Source organism: Embleya sp. NPDC008237 (assembly GCF_042956465.1).
GTDB lineage: Bacteria > Actinomycetota > Actinomycetes > Streptomycetales > Streptomycetaceae > Embleya.
In genome coordinates, this window is the sequence record NZ_JBIBGL010000011.1 from 283976 (window position 1) to 299426 (window position 15451).

Consider the following 15451-nt stretch of genomic DNA (forward strand, 5'->3'; position numbering starts at 1 on the left):
AGATCTTCCCGGCCTCTGTCCGTCGAAGTGACCCGTCGGTAGCGTGCACGCCCATGCAGGTGACCGAACCGGCGGCCGGGCCGTCCAAGGACGAGATGTTGCGCCGCGCGCGGTTCAGCCTGCTCGCGTGCTTCCTGATCCAGGGCGCGTCCTTCGCCCTCCTGGTGACCCGGATCCCGGCGATCCAGCGCCGCTACGACATGGGCGACGGCACGCTGACCGCGGTCCTGTCGGTGGTGCCGATCGTGGCGGGCGTGGGCAGCGTGATCGCCGGCGCGCTGGCCAGGCGCTTCGGCAGTCGGATGGTGCTGCGGGTGTCCCAGCCGATCGTCTGCGCGGTCCTGATCGGCGTCGGTGCGGGCGATCGGCTGTGGCAACTGGCCATCGTGCTCTTCGTGTTCGGGCTCTCCCTCGGTGCGGTGGACGCCACGATGAACATGCAGGGCGTGGCGATCCAGGCCCGGGCCGGGCGCAGCATCATGCTCGGCTTCCACGCCTCGTACAGCCTCGGCGGCCTGGCCGGCGCCGGCGCCGCCGGGCTGTGTGCGTGGGGTGACGTCCCGCTGGTGTGGATGTACGCGGGAGCCGTCGTGGTCACCGTGCCGGCCCTGCTCGTGGTCGGCCCCGGCTACCTGGGCACCGACACCGCGACGTCGGTCGCCGACCCGGATCGCTCCGCCCGCAGGCTGCCCTGGCGCCCGCTGATCCCGCTGTGCCTGGTGATGACGTTCGCCTACATCGGCGACTCGACGGTGGCCAACTGGAGCGCGGTCTACCTGGAGAAGGTGCTGGACAGCTCCGAGGCGTTCGCGGTGGTCCCCTACATCGCCTACATGATCACCACACTGATCGGCCGCAGCGTGGGCGACCTGGGCGTCCGCCGCTGGGGCATGGTCAACGTGGTCCGCGGCGGAGCCGTGGTCGCCGCCGCCGGCTTCGCGGTGGTCCTGGCCGCCCCGCACGCCGCGGTGGGTCTGCTCGGCTTCGTGATCCTGGGCGTGGGCCTGTGCGTCCTGGTCCCGCAGACGTTCGCCGCGGGCGGGCGCCAGTCGCCGCAGGACGCGGACGAGGCGGTGGCCCGACTCAACATCTTCAACTACGTCGGCTTCCTGGTCGGCACCCCGCTCGTGGGCGGGATCGCCGACCTCGCCTCGTTCCGCGTCGCGATGCTGGTGCCGCTGTTCCTGGTGCTCGCCGTGGTGCCGCTGGCCCGCGCCTTCGCCCCGCACGGTGAACCCGCTCACGACCGATGATCGCGGGCCGGCCCGGACGGTAGCGTGACCGCATGAGTCGAGCCGTGCAGGTGATGTGGGACGACCGGATGACCGGTTACGACTTCGGCTCGTGGCATCCGATGAAGCCGGTACGCCTGCGCCTGACCATCGACCTGATCCGCGCGTTCGGCCTGCACAACCTGCCGGAACTGCGGGTGCGCGCACCGCACGTCGCCACCGACGAGCAACTGGCCATGGTGCACACCGACGCCTACGTCGCCGCCGTGCGCGCCGCCTCGCTCGACCCCCGAAACGCCGATCCGGCGTTCGGGATCGGCACCGAGGACACCCCCGCGTTCGCGGACATGCACGACGTGTCCGCGCTGATCGCCGGCGCCTCGATCGCCGCGGCCGACGCGGTGTGGCTGGGACCAGAACACCCGGACGGCGCCGACCACGCGATCAACTTCGCGGGCGGTCTGCACCACGCGATGCCCGCCGCCGCGGCCGGATTCTGTGTCTACAACGACCCCGCGCTGGCGATCGCACGCCTGCTCGAACTCGGCGCCGAACGGGTCGCCTACGTGGACATCGACGTGCACCACGGCGACGGGGTGCAGCGGGCGTTCTGGGACGACCCGCGCGTGCTCACCGTCAGCCTGCACGAGAGCCCGCGCTTCCTGTTCCCGGGCACCGGCTTCCCGGACGAGATCGGCGGCCCGGACGCCGAGGGCTTCGCGGTCAACGTCGCGCTCCCGCCCGGGATCGCCGACGCGGCCTGGCTGCGCACGTTCGACGCCGTGGTGCCGCCGCTGCTCGCCGCCTTTCGCCCGGACGTGTTGGTCAGCCAGCACGGCGCGGACACCCACGTGGAGGACCCACTCGCCCACCTCGCGCTGAGCGTGGACGCGCAGCGCACGGCGCACGCCGCGCTGCACGCACTCGCGCACGCACACGCCGGCGGGCGCTGGATCGCCACCGGCGGCGGGGGCTACGCGGCGGTGGACGTGGTCCCGCGCACCTGGACCCACCTGGTGGCCGAGGCGGCCGGGCACCCCATCGATCCCGCCCGGGACGTGCCGCTCGACTGGCGCGAGGAGGTCCGGATGTTGACCCGCGAGACGGGACCACAGCGGATGACCGACGGCGGGACCGGCGATTTTCGGCCGTTCTCTACGGGCTACGACCCGGCGGACCGGACCGACCAATCAATTCTGGCCACTCGGCGGGCGGTCTTCCCGGCGCACGGTCTCGACCCGATGTTCGACCTGTGATCCGGCGCCCCCGACGCCTGCCGTGACCTCGACCCGTGACCCAAGGAGCTGTGCGTGACCGTTGCGGTTCCCACCCCCGCGGAGCTTCGCTCCCACCTCGTGCGCGGCCGGATCGCCGGCGACGTGGCGACCACGAGGGAGAACAACCTCCGGCACTACCGACTGATGAGCGAGCGGCACCCCGGGCACCTGTTCGGCCTCGAACCGGACGGTCGGTGGAACGCGGACGACGTGCTGGCCCTGATGGTGCGTCGCTGCGGAGTGGTCGCCGACCCGGCGCACCGCAACGGCCAGGACACCATCGACCCGGATCTGACCATCGCCGCCCTGGACGCGTACGCGGACCGGGTGGCGCTGGCCGCCGAGCGCCGCGAGCGGGTGATCGTGGCCACGGGTCACCCGAAAGGGCTACAGGAGTGGTACGGCACACTGGCGCGTGTGCTGCGCGGCGCCGGGTGTACGCTCCTGCGCCCCGCCGCCGGATGGGCCTATCGCACGCCCACCGCCGAGGGCGGGCAGGGTCGCACGATCCGCTACCGGGGCGATGTGGCGATGGTCGTCGACGACGAGGGAGACTTCCGGCACACCCACTCCGCGCGCGGCGTCCGGGCGATGCTGGCCGAGTTGGCGGCTGCGCGCGAGCCGCTCCCGGATCTGCTGATCGGTGACCACGGCTGGGCCGGAGGTGCAGGTCAGGCGGGTGTTTCCACGATCGGCTTCGCGGATTGCAACGACCCCGCGCTGTTCGTGGCGGCGGAGGAGGGCCGGGTCGAGGTGGTCGTCCCGCTCGACGACAACGTCGCGCCACACCTGTACGAACCGCTCATGGCCTATCTGCTCGACCGGTCCGGACTGTCCGGAATCAATCCATAAAACAGCCTGATGGGCGATTCAGGTGGGATAACTACTCCTCTTCCCCACTGGTACCACACGCCACTACTCTGGAGGGACGCACGTGCGTGTGGCAGTCGCCGGAGGGGAAGCCGGCGCCCGACGCGTGCTGAATGGTTCGGTGCGTCATGGCTTCTGGAGAGAGGCCTCTCAACGAGGTCAACTTCTTGACTGTGGCCGAGGTGGCCGCGGTGATGCGGGTGTCCAAGATGACGGTGTATCGCCTGGTCCACAGTGGCGAGATGCCGGCCATCAGGGTTGGTCGGTCCTTCCGAGTTCCGGAGCAGGCCGTCCACGACTACCTGCGAGACTCCTACGTGGAAACAGCGTAGGGGGGCATTACGGACCGCCTCGTTTAGAGGTGGGCCGGGGCGGCGAGTAGGCTGGCCCCCAGTTGTGCGGGCTGATCCGGCTCCGCGCGGTAGGAACGTCACGTGAGCGAGGGTTGTCGGTGGGCTCTGTCATCAAGAAGCGTCGCAAGCGCATGGCGAAGAAGAAGCACCGCAAGCTTCTCAAGAAGACGCGTGTGCAGCGTCGCAACAAGAAGTAGGCATCCCACCGGCGTATGCCGCTGAAGCCTTGGGCGACCGCCCGTCGTGTTCCCTTCGGGGGACGCGTCGGGCGGTCGTCGTGCGTTTCGGGGCGTGGCGAGCGGATGTCCCGGCACCCGGATGGACGGAGTCGGTGTGAACGCCTCGTAAACGCGCGCCCGGTGGGTAGTCGGGACGGATACGTTGGAACTTGTCGTCTCGCGTATGCGTTCCGTAACCATTCGGCTGCATGGCGATCACCTGGCGAGCAAACATGGGCGGGGGCAGGCACAGCATGGGACGTGTCGTCATGGTCACCGGTGTAGCCGGCGACCCGGGGGCCGATTTCGTGCGGATGATCCGCGACGAGCCCGGCGTCGATCGGGTGATCGGGGTCGACATGGTCGAGCCCGCGACCAAACCCGACGGCGTGGACTTCGTGCTCGCCGACATCCGCAACCCGATGATCGCCAAGGTGGTCGCATCGGCGGCGGTGGACACCGTGGTGCACCTGAGCCCCAGCGAGGTGCCGGCGACCCAGGGCGGCGCGGTCTCGGTCAAGGAGACCAACGTCATCGGCACCATGCAGCTGCTCGCCGCCTGCCAGAAGGCGCCGTCGATCCGCCGCCTCGTGGTGCGCTCGACCACCGCCGTCTACGGCGGTTCGCCGCGCGATCCCGCGCTGTTCGCGGAGGACACCGAACCGCGCGTGCAGCCCTCCGCGGGCTGGGCCAAGGACGCCGTCGAGATCGAGGGCTACGTGCGCGGCTTCGCCCGGCGCCGGCCGGATGTCGCGGTCACGGTGCTGCGGTTCGCGCCGCAGCTCGGGCCGCGCACCGATTCGCCGATGGGCTCCTACTTCGGGCTCCCGGTGTTGCCGACCGTGCTCGGCTACGACCCGCGCCTGCAGTTCGTGCACGAGGACGACCTGCTGGAGGCGCTGCGGATCGCCGTGCTGGCCGATCGGCCGGGCACCTACAACATCGCCGCCGAGGGCGTGCTGTTCCTGTCCCAGGCCGCCCGTCGGCTGGGCCGACCGGTGATGCCCTTCCCGGCCGCCGCGATCGGTCTGGTCAATCAGGGTTTGCGCCGCGCGGGTTCGGTGCACCTGTCCGCCGAGCAGGTGCGGCTGCTCACCCACGGGCGTGTGGTCGACCCCACGCGTGCCCGGGAGAAACTGGGCTTCGTCGCCGCCAGGAACACGGCCGAGACGTTCGCCGACTACGCCTGGGGTCGACATTCGGCCGGCTTGTTCGACCCGAGGCGCCTGGCCCAGGTGCCCGATCGACTCGCCACGTTGCTGCTCACCAGGAGGAGCCCCGATGGGTGACGCCCGGATCATTCCCTTCGACGGTGCCGCTTCCGGTGCGCGGACCCCCGCGCCCCGGTCGGGGCGACGGCCCACCCGACCCGCGCGGGCGGTCCGGGTGCCCGAGCCGGTCGAGGGCGAGGTGCCGGTGCGGTCGATCGACGGGCGCCCGACCGGGGAGCGTTCGGCCGACGAGCAACCGACCGGGGAGCGGCCGGTTCGCGAGCGTGCGGAAGGCGCGGGCCCGGGGCCCAGGCGGGCACCGGGGAGCGGTCGCTCGTTGCTCGGGTCGCTCGCGGGTGCGGTCGGCGGGGTCGTGGGCGGTGCCGCCGCCGGGCTGCTGGACGGCGTGGCCGGACCGGGCTGGGAGGACAAGGCCGCGGACGGGCTCGCCTTCCTTCGCCGGCGGATCGCCGGCGACTACGAGGTGGACGAGTTCGGCTTCGACCCCGAGCTCAACGACAAGCTGATGGCCGCGCTGCGGGTGGTCTACGAGCAGTACTTCCGGATCGAGGTCAGCGGCCTGGAGAACATCCCGGCCGAGGGCGGCGCGCTGATCGTCGCGAACCACTCCGGCACGCTGCCCGTGGACGCGCTGATGACCCAGGTCGCGGTGCACGACCACCACCCCGGCCGGCGCAATCTGCGGCTGCTCGCCGCCGACCTGGTCTTCCAGCTGCCCCTGGTGGGGTCGGTGGCGCGCAAGAGCGGGCACACCCTGGCCTGCCACGCCGACGCCGAACGCCTGCTCGCGAAGGGCGAATTGGTCGGCGTGTGGCCCGAGGGCTACAAGGGCCTGGGCAAGCCGTTCAGCGAGCGGTACAAGTTGCAGCGCTTCGGGCGGGGCGGTTTCGTCTCGGCGGCGCTGCGCACCGGGGTGCCGATCGTGCCGTGCTCGATCGTGGGCGCCGAGGAGATCTTTCCGATGGTGGGCAACGTGCGAACGCTCGCCCGGTTGCTGAACCTGCCCTACTTCCCGATCACCCCGACCTTCCCGCTGCTGGGCCCGCTCGGCCTGGTGCCGCTGCCGACCCGGTGGCGGATCGAGTTCGGCGCGCCGATCCGCACCGACACGTACGCGCAGGAGGCGGCGGACGACCCGATGGTGGTCTTCAACCTCACCGACGAGGTGCGCGAGACCATCCAGCACACCATCTACCGGCTGTTGATGCAGCGTCGGTCGGTCTTCTTCTAGGCCCAGGGGCGTTGCGGGCCGGGAGCGAGGCTTTTGGCGCACGACGACGCGAGCGGCTCGTGGACGGGTGTCCACGAGCTGCTCGCGTCGTCGCCGGTGGTCGAGCCGGGGTGCCGGCTCAGCCGGGCGGATCCTCCTCGGCGGGGCCGAGCAGGTTGAGCCCGATGCCCGGCAGGCCGGGCAGCAGCGGCGGGAGGATCTGACCCTTGGGCGTCTTCGCCGGGGTCGGGGTGGTGTCCGCGCCGCCGGATCGGGCGGCGGGACTCTCCGCGGGTGCGTCGCCGAGGAGCGGGATGTTCAGCCCCGGAAGCAGGCCGCCGTTTTGTTGCGGTTGTTGCCGCGGTGCGGAATCACCCGGCGCCGCCGAGCCGTTCGGCTGCGGTGCGCCGTTCGCCGCGGTGCCGCCCGGGCCCGGGGGTTGCGGGGCGAGCGGTTGCGATCCGGTGCCGGGTGCGCCGCCGCCGCCCGGGTGGGCGCCGGGAGCGGCCGGGGAGCCGCCGGTGCGCCCACCGTCGGCGGGCCCGGACGAGGTTTTGCCGGCGGTGCCCGCGATCGGGGCGACCTGCTCGTTGATCGCGGTGAGCAGGGTGCGGACCCGGTCGCGTTCGGAGGAGAGTTCCGGCGGCAACCGGTCGCCGATCCGGTCCATGCGCTCGTGGCCGGCGCGGGCGAAGTCGGCCAGGTTCCGCATCGAGCCGTCGCTGCCGCTCTTGCGGAAGTGGTCGGTGAGCAGCTCACGACCCTTGTCGGCCTCGTCGCGCCAGTCGTCGAGCACCTGCCGCAGGTGCCGCACCGTCGCCTTGTCGGTGGGCGTGCGTCCGGCCCGCCGGAGCAGCTGTTCGGCCTCGCCCATCCGGGTCTCGGCCTGCTGTAGGTAGCGCTCGCCGCGCTCGTGGTCGTTGTCCGCGAGCGAGATCTTGAAGTCTTCGACCGTGCGCTTGACGCCGTACGTCATGTCGCCGGGCAGTGCGTCGGTGCTGGCATAGGCCACCCCGCCGAGGCCGCCGCCGCCGGCCACCACGAACGCGCCCGCGATGGCCGCGCGCCGACGCCAGCGCACGGTGCGCGGCGGGGCGGCGAGCTCCTTGCGGCGATGCGCGCCCCGGGGAGCGGGCACGGTGGCCGCGCCCTCGGTCGCGGGCAGCGCCGCGGCCTCGTCCAGCAGTCGTTGCCGTAGCGCGGCTCGAAAGTCCGTGCTCGGTACGGGTGCCGACTCGGACCGATCGCGCAGCAGCTCGGCGGTCCGCAACAGCGGGACCAGCGCGGGCAGAGGCTCTGCCGATCGGTTGTTGCGGTCGTTCTCGTCGAGGGCTCGCGCGAAGGCGTTCGCGGGTCGCCGATCCAGGGCCGCAATGCTCACAGGCCGCACCTCCTCTCCCCGGATGTCCGTCCAGGGAAGTCTCCGGGTCGGGGGCCACAGGGCGGCTCCCCGCCGCAACGATCCCCGAAGGGGGTCGCTATCGGGGAGAACGAGCCGCAGACCCCGAAGGTTACGGAAGTGTGATTCACCGCACGTCCTCGGGCAGGAGCCTTGCGAGCGTCCGTACGGCGCGGTATTGCAACGTCTTGATCGCCCCCTCGTTCTTACCCATGATCTGTGCGGTCTCCGCGACCGAGAGTCCCTGCAGGAAGCGCAGGGTCACGCACTCCTGCTGCTGGGGGTTGAGCTTGTGCACGGCGTCCAGGAGGGCTGCGTTGGACAACGATTCCAGCACGCAGTCCTCGGGGCTGGACTCGACCTCGTTGGCGTCGAGCATCTCCCCGGTGGTGACTTCGAGGCGGAACCGGCTGGACTTGAAGTGGTCGGCGACCAGGTTGCGGGCGATGGTCACCAGCCACGCGCCGAAGTCGCGGCCCTGCCAGGTGAAGGTGCCGATCCGGCGCAGCGCGCGCAGGAAGGTCTCGCTGGTCAGGTCCTCGGCGACGGCACGGCCGCCGACCCGGTAGTAGATGTACCGGTAGACGGTGTCGAAGTAGTTGTCGTACAGCTGGGCGAACGCGTCGCCGTCGCCGTCCTGGGCGAGTTCGACGAGGGCCATGATGCGGCGGGCCTCGCCGTCCGGACCCGGCCCCCGGGTGTATCCGGAGCCTCGGGTCGGACGGGTCGGTTCGGTGGTGCCGGCGCGCGACGCGAGGGCGAAGCCCACGGGCTGGGCCGGGGTCGCGTAACAGACCCCGGCTCCGTAACCGGCGGTGGCGGCGAAGCCTACGGACGGGGGGGCAAAGCTCGCGCACACCGCCGCACGCAGTGTCGCCAGCCCGGACACGTCAACCCGGACGATTCGGTGCACGGGACTCCCTGTTGCTTCAGCGGTAATTACGTTCGGTGCGGAATCGATCACCCATAGTAGGGAACCTGGACACCGCTGTGCGCCGATCGAGAATAACGCTTAGTAAAGGAAGGGATACCAAGTGTGCCCATCGGCGTTGTGAAGCTACCGGGATGGACCGCTGTTGTGTGCTCTTTGCGTGTTTGCCGGGTTGTCCCGGGTCGGGTGTGCTATATGCGGACAACTTGCCGTCGCCCGGGCGCCCCGGGCAGCCCGAAACGACCCCCTCGTCGCAGGTCGCAGGGGGTGCGCGGGGATATTGCCGGTCGGCTCAGATCCGGCCGGGCACCCGGCGTCGCACCGCGGTGCCGGCCACCAGCGCGCCCGCGACCGCACCCACCCCGGCGGCGGCCGGCAGGCCGATCCGGGCGGCCTTGCGACCGGTGCGGTAGTCCTTCACGCGCCACCCGTACGCCCGGGCGTGGCGGCGCAGCCGGGCGTCCGGATTGACCGCGCACGGATCGCCCACGAGGGTCAACATCGGGATGTCGTTGGCCGAGTCGCTGTAGGCCGAACAGTCGGTCAGATCCAGGCCCTCACGGTCCGCGAGGGCGCGCACGGCCTCCGCCTTGGCCTCGCCGTGCAGCAGTTCGCCGACCAGACGGCCGGTGTAGACCCCGTCCCGGGTCTCCGAGACGGTGCCCAGTGCGCCGGTCAGGCCCAGTCGGCCGGCGATCGTGGTGGCGATCTCGATCGGTGCGGCGGTGACCAGCCACACCTGACGGCCCGCGTCCAGGTGCATCTGGGCCAATCCTCGGGTGCCCGGCCAGATCTTGTCCGCCATGCACTCGTCGAAGATCTCCTCGCCGATCACCCGGATCTCCTCGACCGTGTGGCCCCGCGCGAACGACAGCGCGGCCTCCTGGGCGTCGCCCACGTGCCCCATGTGCTCGCCGCCGAGCCGGAACCGGGCCTGCTGCCAGCCGAACCGGGCGATGTCGCGGGCACCGAAGAACCGGCGGGCGTACAGGCCGCGGGCCAGGTGGAAGATCGACGCGCCGCGCATCACGGTGTTGTCCAGGTCGAAGAACGCGGCGCCGATCCGCGGGGGCAGGCCGTCCTCGCCGGGGGCGCGTGGCGGGGCGCTCGCGTGGGCGGCCGCCGCCGCAGCCTCGCCCGCCCGCACGGCACGGTCGTTGGTGTTCTTGGTCGTCGATCGCCGGCGCAAGAGAACCATGTGGCCGAGCGTAGTAGGCGCGTATTGCAGGTGTGTGGCGGCTGTCTTGCGGTGCCGCGCCGTGTCGGTGAAGCGCGGTGCGGTCGGTGCGGTGCCGCGACCGGATCGACCCGGGCCGGAAGCGGCCTTCTGGCCGGCGCCCCCGACGGGTGACAATCGAGGACGTGAATCTCTTCCGCCGCCGCCCCGACGCCGCGACCCGCACCGTGACGCTGCTCAGCAAGCCCGGTTGTCACCTGTGTGACGACGCCCGTGTCGTCATCGAACGGGTGACCGGCGAACTGGGCGCGACCTGGACGGAGGTCGACATCACCCAGGACGCCGAGCTCCAGCACAAATACTGGGAACAGATCCCGGTGACCCTGGTGGACGGGAAACAACACGACTTCTGGCGGGTGGACGAGCGGCGGCTGCGCCGAGCCCTGGGCGGCTGAACGGGTAGCGCTCCTCGGCCGCGGCCGAGCGCGGGGCGAGGGGGCCGGGGGAGGGAATCTCGCCGACACGTACGGTAAGGGGTCGTGCGCGGTCGGACATCACGACTACGCATGGACCACCCGAACGTCACCTCTTGTGAGCGAGTTCACGCTCCGAATCGGAACCAAGGCGTGATGAGCATCACGACAGGCGCTCAAATCGGACACCTACTTTGTGCGTACGTTCACAAAAGCCTAACCTGGCAATCGAAATCCCAGGTCCCACCCACAGGAGCAGCGTGGCTACAGGGCGTACCGAGCGACCGGCGCAGCGGGGACGTGGCATCCCCGAGGCGACGGTGGCGCGGCTTCCGCTGTACCTCCGGGCGCTCAGTGCGCTGTCGGAGCGGGGTGTTCCCACGGTCTCGTCCGAGGAACTCGCCGCTGCCGCCGGGGTGAATTCGGCGAAGCTGCGCAAGGACCTGTCGTATCTCGGCTCCTACGGCACCCGTGGTGTCGGTTACGACGTCGAGTATCTCGTGTACCAAATCTCGCGTGAACTCGGGCTCACCCAAGACTGGCCGGTCGCCATCATCGGCATAGGAAATCTGGGTCACGCCCTGGCCAACTACGGCGGGTTCGCCTCGCGCGGGTTCCGCGTCGCGGCGCTCCTGGACGCCGATCGGGCGGTCACCGGTCAGCGGATCGCGGGCATGGCGGTGCGGCACATGGACGACCTCGAGCAGATCGTGCGCGAGGACCACGTGTCGATCGGCGTGATCACCACGCCCGCGCCGGCCGCGCAGGAGGTGTGCGACCGACTGGTCGCCGCCGGGATCACCAGCATCCTGAACTTCGCGCCGACCGTGCTCTCGGTTCCCGAGGGCGTGGACGTGCGCAAGGTGGATCTGTCCATCGAACTGCAGATCCTGGCCTTCCACGAACAGCGCAAATCCGGTCTCGATCCCGTCGCGGGACCGGTTCCGGCGCGACCCTCGAAGCCGGGGGACCGCGGCGACCTTCCCGAGGTGATGCCCGCGTGACCGGCTGTCGCGTGGGTGTCGCGCCCGCGAACACGGCGAACAACGGTAGGAAGACACCATGAGTGTCCTGGCGGTCGGTCTGAGTCACCGCACGGCCGAGGTCGGTCTCCTGGAGCGGGTCGCGGTCACCGGGACGGCCCAGGAGGCGCTGCTGCGCGACCTGATCGCGGCCGAACCGGTGGGCGAGGCCGTGCTGCTGTCGACCTGCAACCGGGTCGAGGTCTACGCGGACGTGGACCGCTTCCACGGCGGGGTCACCGAGCTGGGCAACCTGCTGTCGCGGCACACCGGCGTGCCGGTGTCCGAGCTGACCCCGTGCCTGTACGTGCACTACGAGGACCGCGCCGTCCAGCACCTGTTCTCGGTCGCCTGCGGACTCGACTCGATGGTCGTCGGCGAAGGACAGATCCTCGGCCAGATAAAGGCCGCGCTGGCGCTCGCGCAGACCCACGGCACCGCCGGTCGGGTGCTCAACGAACTCACCCAGCAGGCCCTGCGGGTGGGCAAGCGGGCGCACACCGAGACCGGCATCGACCAGGCCGGTCGCTCGCTGATGACCGTGGGGCTGGCCCAGGCGGAGCAGTCGATGGGCCCGGTCGAGGGGTGCCGGGCGCTCGTGGTGGGCGCGGGTTCGATGAGCGCGCTGGCCGCCAAGACGCTGCACCGCGAGGGCGTCGGGCACATCGTGGTGGCGAACCGCACCTACGAGCGGGCCGAACACCTGGCCGAGTCGGTGGCCGGTCGGGCCGTGCCGATGTCCGCCCTGCCGGACGCGCTGGCCTCGGTCGACCTGGTGGTCTCCTGCACGGGGGCGGCCGGTCTGGTGATCGGCCGGGACGAGATCGAGGCGGTGCTCGCGGCTCGCCGCGAGCGCGGGGTCGAACAGCCGCTCGTGCTGATCGACCTGGCGCTGCCGCGCGACATCGACCCGCGCGTGCGCGACCTCGACGGCGTCGTGCTGATCGACCTGGAACGGCTCGCCGAGGTCTCCGCCGGTTCGGCCGGCGAGGCCGACGTGGACCTGGTGCGCAAGATCGTCTGCGAGGAGGTCGCGGCGTTCGCGACCGCCCAGCAGGCCCAGCAGGTCGCGCCGACCGTGGTGGCGCTGCGCAGCATGGGCTCGGACGTGGTCCGGGCCGAGCTGGACCGACTCGGCGGTCGGGTCCCGGAGATGGACGACCGGGTGCGCGCCGAGGTCGAGCAGACCGTCCGGCGCGTGGTGGACAAGCTGCTGCACGCGCCGACGGTGCGGGTCAAGCAGTTGGCCGGCGAGCCCGGCGGCTCGTCGTACGCCGACGCGCTGCGGATGTTGTTCGATCTCGACCCCGGCACCCCCGAGGTGGTCCGCCGGGCGGACGCCCCCGACGCAGTGGAAGGTGTGGCGTGACCGAAGCACCGTTGCGACTGGGCACCCGGCGCAGCAAGCTGGCGATGGCCCAGTCGGGGCACGTCGCCGCGGCCGTCACGAAGCTGACCGGCCGGGCCGTCGAACTCGTGGAGATCACCACGCAGGGCGACACCTCGCGCGAGCAGCTCACGCAGATCGGCGGCACCGGCGTCTTCGTCAACGCCCTGCGCGACGCGCTGCTGGCCGGCGAGGTCGACTTCGTCGTGCATTCGCTCAAGGACCTGCCGACGACCGACCCCGAGGGCATCACCCTGGTGGCGGTTCCGCCCCGGCACGATCCGCGCGACGCGCTGGTGGCCCGGGACGGGCTCGCGCTCGCCGAGTTGCCGGCCGGATCCCGGATCGGGACCGGTTCGCCGCGCCGCGCCGCACAGTTGTCGCTGCTCGGGCTCGGCCACGAGATCGTGCCGATCCGCGGCAACGTCGACACCCGGATCGGCTTCGTGACGTCCGGCGAACTCGACGCCGTCGTCCTGGCCAAGGCCGGCCTCGGCCGCCTGGGCCGTGCGGAGGAGGTCACCGAGACCTTCGATCCGCTCCACATGCTGCCTGCCCCGGGTCAAGGGGCATTGGCCGTCGAGTGTGCGGCACACGATGCCGCCCTCGTCGAATTGCTCACCGGTTTGGACGACTCGGACACCCGAGCCGCCGTACTGGCCGAGCGCACGCTGCTCGCCGTGTTGGAAGCCGGATGTTCGGCTCCGGTCGGCGCCCTCTGTGAGGTCGCCGAGGGCGAGCAGGTCACCGAGCTGTACCTGCGGGCCGTAGTCGCAAATGTCGACGGCACCGACAGCGTACGGTTGTCCGCCACCGGAACCCTCGACGAGGCGCAGAAGATCGGTCGCGAACTCGCGACCGAACTGCTCGCCCGAGGGGCCTCCGGTTTGATGGGGGAGCGCGTCCCTTGAGCCCCAGAGCGAAGAAGAAGCCCAGCGGCATCGTGACCTTTGTGGGTGCCGGTCCCGGCGACCCACGACTGCTCACACTGCGGGCCATCGAGGTGCTGGCCGAGGCCGATGTGGTGGTCGCCGACGAGGCGACGCTGCGCCAGGTCCTGTTCCACTGCAAGAGCGGCGTCGAGGTCCTCGACCCGGTGACCGGTGACGACGGGGAACTCCTGTCGGCCGTTGCCCGGGCCAAGGTCGTCGTGGCCGCCGCGCGATCGGGCAAGCAGGTCGTCCGGGCCGTGGCGGGTGACCCGTGCGTGGACCAGTCGGTCACGGACGAGGTCACGGCCGTGGCGAAGGCGAAGATCGTCTTCGAGGTCGTCCCGGGTGTCCCGGTCAGCACGGCCGTTCCCGCGTACGCGGGCATCCCGCTGCACGCGGCCAAGGGCAGCGGTGGCGTGCGCGTCCTCGACATGGCCGAGGCCTCGATCGACTGGGCCACGGTCGGCTCCGTCGACGGCACGCTCGTGTTGCGCGGTGCGCTCGACTCGATCGCCGAGATCGCCCAGGAACTGGTCGCCGGGGGTCGCAAGCCGGCCACGCCGGTCGCGGTCACCGTCAACGGCACCACCACCGAGCAGCGCACCCTGGTGAGCACGCTCGCTCAGGTGGCCTCCGACGTGCGGTCCGCGAAGATCACGCTGCCTGCCGTGGTGGTCGTCGGCGAGGTGGTCGCCCAGCGCGACACTCTGTCGTGGTTCGAGACCAAGCCGCTGTTCGGCTGGAAGGTGCTGGTTCCGCGCACCAAGGAGCAGGCGGTCACGCTCTCCGAGCAGCTGCGTTCGTACGGCGCGGTGCCGCACGAGGTGCCGACCATCGCGGTCGAGCCCCCGCGCACGCCGCAGCAGATGGAGCGGGCGATCAAGGGCCTGGTCACCGGCCGCTACGAGTGGATCGCGTTCACGTCGGTCAACGCCGTGCGTGCGGTGCGCGAGCGGTTCGAGGACTACGGCCTGGACGCCCGGGCCTTCGCGGGCATCAAGGTCGCGGCCGTCGGCGAGGCGACCGCGCGGGCACTGGTCGAGTTCGGCGTCAAGCCGGACCTGGTGCCGTCGGGCGAGCAGTCCGCCGCCGGATTGCTGGAGGACTGGCCGCCGTACGACCCGGTCTTCGACCCGATCGACCGGGTGTTCCTGCCGCGTGCGGACATCGCCACCGAGACGCTGGTGGCCGGGCTGGTCGAGCTGGGCTGGGAGGTCGACGACGTCACCGCGTACCGCACGGTGCGCGCGGCGCCGCCGCCGGCGGACACTCGCGAGGCGATCAAGGGCGGCGGCTTCGACGCGGTCCTGTTCACGTCGTCCTCGACGGTGCGCAACCTGGTCGGCATCGCGGGCAAGCCGCACGCGGTGACGGTGATCGCGTGTATCGGCTCGGCGACCGCGAAGACCGCCGAGGAACACGGTCTACGCGTGGACGTGATGGCTCCCGAGCCGTCGGTGTCGGCGCTGGCCGAGGCGCTCGCGGAGTTCGGTACGGCGCGGCGCGCGGCCATGGTCGAGGCGGGTGACCCGGTCACCCGCCCGAGCGAGCGGCGGCCGGGGTCGCGAAGGAAGGCCAAGTAGGTCTCAGGTGTTGCCGGGTCCCGGGAGTTTCCGGGTTCGGGATGGCTCCGGGCCTCGGGTGTTTCCGAGGCTCGGGATGTTCCCGGGCTCCGGATGTTTCCGGGGCTCGGGATGGCTCCGGGCCCCGGAAGTCGTCGAGGCTCGGGATGGCTCCG

The 15451-nt window shown here is 71.3% G+C and carries 15 protein-coding genes; 12 read left to right on the forward strand and 3 right to left on the reverse strand.

Features of this window, described 5'->3' with window-relative positions; all coding sequences use genetic code 11:
• Nucleotides 1-53 precede the first annotated feature (53 nt).
• The 7 genes from ACFZBU_RS28235 to ACFZBU_RS28265 all read left to right on the forward strand — a co-directional run bounded on the left by ACFZBU_RS28235 (nucleotide 54) and on the right by ACFZBU_RS28265 (nucleotide 6413).
• Nucleotides 54-1253, forward strand: a complete 1200-nt coding sequence (locus ACFZBU_RS28235; RefSeq protein WP_391586472.1) for an MFS transporter — start codon at nucleotides 54-56, stop codon at nucleotides 1251-1253.
• 32 nt (nucleotides 1254-1285) lie between these two features.
• Nucleotides 1286-2488 (forward strand): acetoin utilization protein AcuC, encoded by a 1203-nt coding sequence (locus ACFZBU_RS28240; RefSeq protein ID WP_391586473.1) that lies wholly within the window; start codon nucleotides 1286-1288, stop codon nucleotides 2486-2488.
• A 54-nt stretch (nucleotides 2489-2542) separates the two neighbouring features.
• The gene (locus ACFZBU_RS28245; protein ID WP_391586474.1) at nucleotides 2543-3361 is read left to right on the forward strand and encodes a phosphatase; all 819 of its coding nucleotides are present in this window, start codon (nucleotides 2543-2545) and stop codon (nucleotides 3359-3361) included.
• A 146-nt stretch (nucleotides 3362-3507) separates the two neighbouring features.
• Nucleotides 3508-3711, forward strand: a complete 204-nt coding sequence (locus ACFZBU_RS28250) for a helix-turn-helix domain-containing protein (RefSeq protein WP_020549639.1) — start codon at nucleotides 3508-3510, stop codon at nucleotides 3709-3711.
• Between the two features lie 119 nt (nucleotides 3712-3830).
• A complete protein-coding gene (locus ACFZBU_RS28255) occupies nucleotides 3831-3929 on the forward strand; it encodes a 30S ribosomal protein bS22 (protein ID WP_012854759.1) in 99 nt (32 codons plus the stop codon).
• Nucleotides 3930-4204: 275 nt separating this feature from the next.
• Entirely contained in the window at nucleotides 4205-5239 is a 1035-nt protein-coding gene (locus ACFZBU_RS28260) for an NAD-dependent epimerase/dehydratase family protein (protein ID WP_391586475.1), read from the forward strand.
• Nucleotides 5232-6413 (forward strand): lysophospholipid acyltransferase family protein, encoded by a 1182-nt coding sequence (locus tag ACFZBU_RS28265; RefSeq protein WP_391586476.1) that lies wholly within the window; start codon nucleotides 5232-5234, stop codon nucleotides 6411-6413. Before ACFZBU_RS28260 ends, ACFZBU_RS28265 begins: the two co-directional genes overlap by 8 nt.
• 118 nt (nucleotides 6414-6531) lie before the next feature.
• Here ACFZBU_RS28265 and ACFZBU_RS28270 read toward each other — a convergent pair whose 3' ends face one another.
• From ACFZBU_RS28270 to ACFZBU_RS28280, 3 genes are all read right to left on the reverse strand, one after another.
• Nucleotides 6532-7773: a DUF5667 domain-containing protein gene (locus tag ACFZBU_RS28270; RefSeq protein ID WP_391586477.1), complete on the reverse strand. Its 1242-nt coding sequence runs from the start codon at nucleotides 7771-7773 to the stop codon at nucleotides 6532-6534.
• Between the two features lie 145 nt (nucleotides 7774-7918).
• Complete coding sequence (locus ACFZBU_RS28275; RefSeq protein WP_391586478.1) at nucleotides 7919-8704, reverse strand: ECF subfamily RNA polymerase sigma factor, BldN family; 786 nt, start codon at nucleotides 8702-8704, stop codon at nucleotides 7919-7921.
• 310 nt (nucleotides 8705-9014) lie between these two features.
• Entirely contained in the window at nucleotides 9015-9920 is a 906-nt protein-coding gene (locus ACFZBU_RS28280; protein ID WP_391586479.1) for an HAD family hydrolase, read from the reverse strand.
• A gap of 164 nt (nucleotides 9921-10084) precedes the next feature.
• Here ACFZBU_RS28280 and ACFZBU_RS28285 point away from each other — a divergent pair, with 164 nt between their 5' ends.
• The 5 genes from ACFZBU_RS28285 (at nucleotide 10085) to ACFZBU_RS28305 (ending at nucleotide 15296) form a co-directional block, all read left to right on the forward strand.
• Nucleotides 10085-10354 (forward strand): glutaredoxin family protein, encoded by a 270-nt coding sequence (locus tag ACFZBU_RS28285; RefSeq protein ID WP_391586480.1) that lies wholly within the window; start codon nucleotides 10085-10087, stop codon nucleotides 10352-10354.
• Nucleotides 10355-10632: 278 nt separating this feature from the next.
• Nucleotides 10633-11376 (forward strand): redox-sensing transcriptional repressor Rex, encoded by a 744-nt coding sequence (locus ACFZBU_RS28290; protein ID WP_391586481.1) that lies wholly within the window; start codon nucleotides 10633-10635, stop codon nucleotides 11374-11376.
• 58 nt (nucleotides 11377-11434) lie between these two features.
• Nucleotides 11435-12763, forward strand: coding sequence for a glutamyl-tRNA reductase (locus ACFZBU_RS28295; protein WP_391586482.1), 1329 nt, complete (start codon nucleotides 11435-11437; stop codon nucleotides 12761-12763).
• Nucleotides 12760-13692 (forward strand): hydroxymethylbilane synthase, encoded by a 933-nt coding sequence (gene hemC / locus ACFZBU_RS28300; RefSeq protein WP_391586483.1) that lies wholly within the window; start codon nucleotides 12760-12762, stop codon nucleotides 13690-13692. The genes ACFZBU_RS28295 and hemC overlap by 4 nt, the downstream gene beginning before the upstream one ends.
• Entirely contained in the window at nucleotides 13689-15296 is a 1608-nt protein-coding gene (locus tag ACFZBU_RS28305) for a uroporphyrinogen-III synthase (protein WP_391586484.1), read from the forward strand. Before hemC ends, ACFZBU_RS28305 begins: the two co-directional genes overlap by 4 nt.
• Nucleotides 15297-15451 lie beyond the last annotated feature (155 nt).

Coding starts and splice junctions, on each gene's coding strand:
- ACFZBU_RS28250 (WP_020549639.1), top strand. CDS start 3,508: ATGGCTTCTGGAGAGAGGCCTCTCAACGAGGTCAACTTCTTGACTGTG.
- ACFZBU_RS28295 (WP_391586482.1), top strand. CDS start 11,435: ATGAGTGTCCTGGCGGTCGGTCTGAGTCACCGCACGGCCGAGGTCGGT.
- ACFZBU_RS28265 (WP_391586476.1), top strand. CDS start 5,232: ATGGGTGACGCCCGGATCATTCCCTTCGACGGTGCCGCTTCCGGTGCG.
- ACFZBU_RS28235 (WP_391586472.1), top strand. CDS start 54: ATGCAGGTGACCGAACCGGCGGCCGGGCCGTCCAAGGACGAGATGTTG.
- ACFZBU_RS28240 (WP_391586473.1), top strand. CDS start 1,286: ATGAGTCGAGCCGTGCAGGTGATGTGGGACGACCGGATGACCGGTTAC.
- ACFZBU_RS28280 (WP_391586479.1), bottom strand. CDS start 9,920: ATGGTTCTCTTGCGCCGGCGATCGACGACCAAGAACACCAACGACCGT.
- ACFZBU_RS28260 (WP_391586475.1), top strand. CDS start 4,205: ATGGGACGTGTCGTCATGGTCACCGGTGTAGCCGGCGACCCGGGGGCC.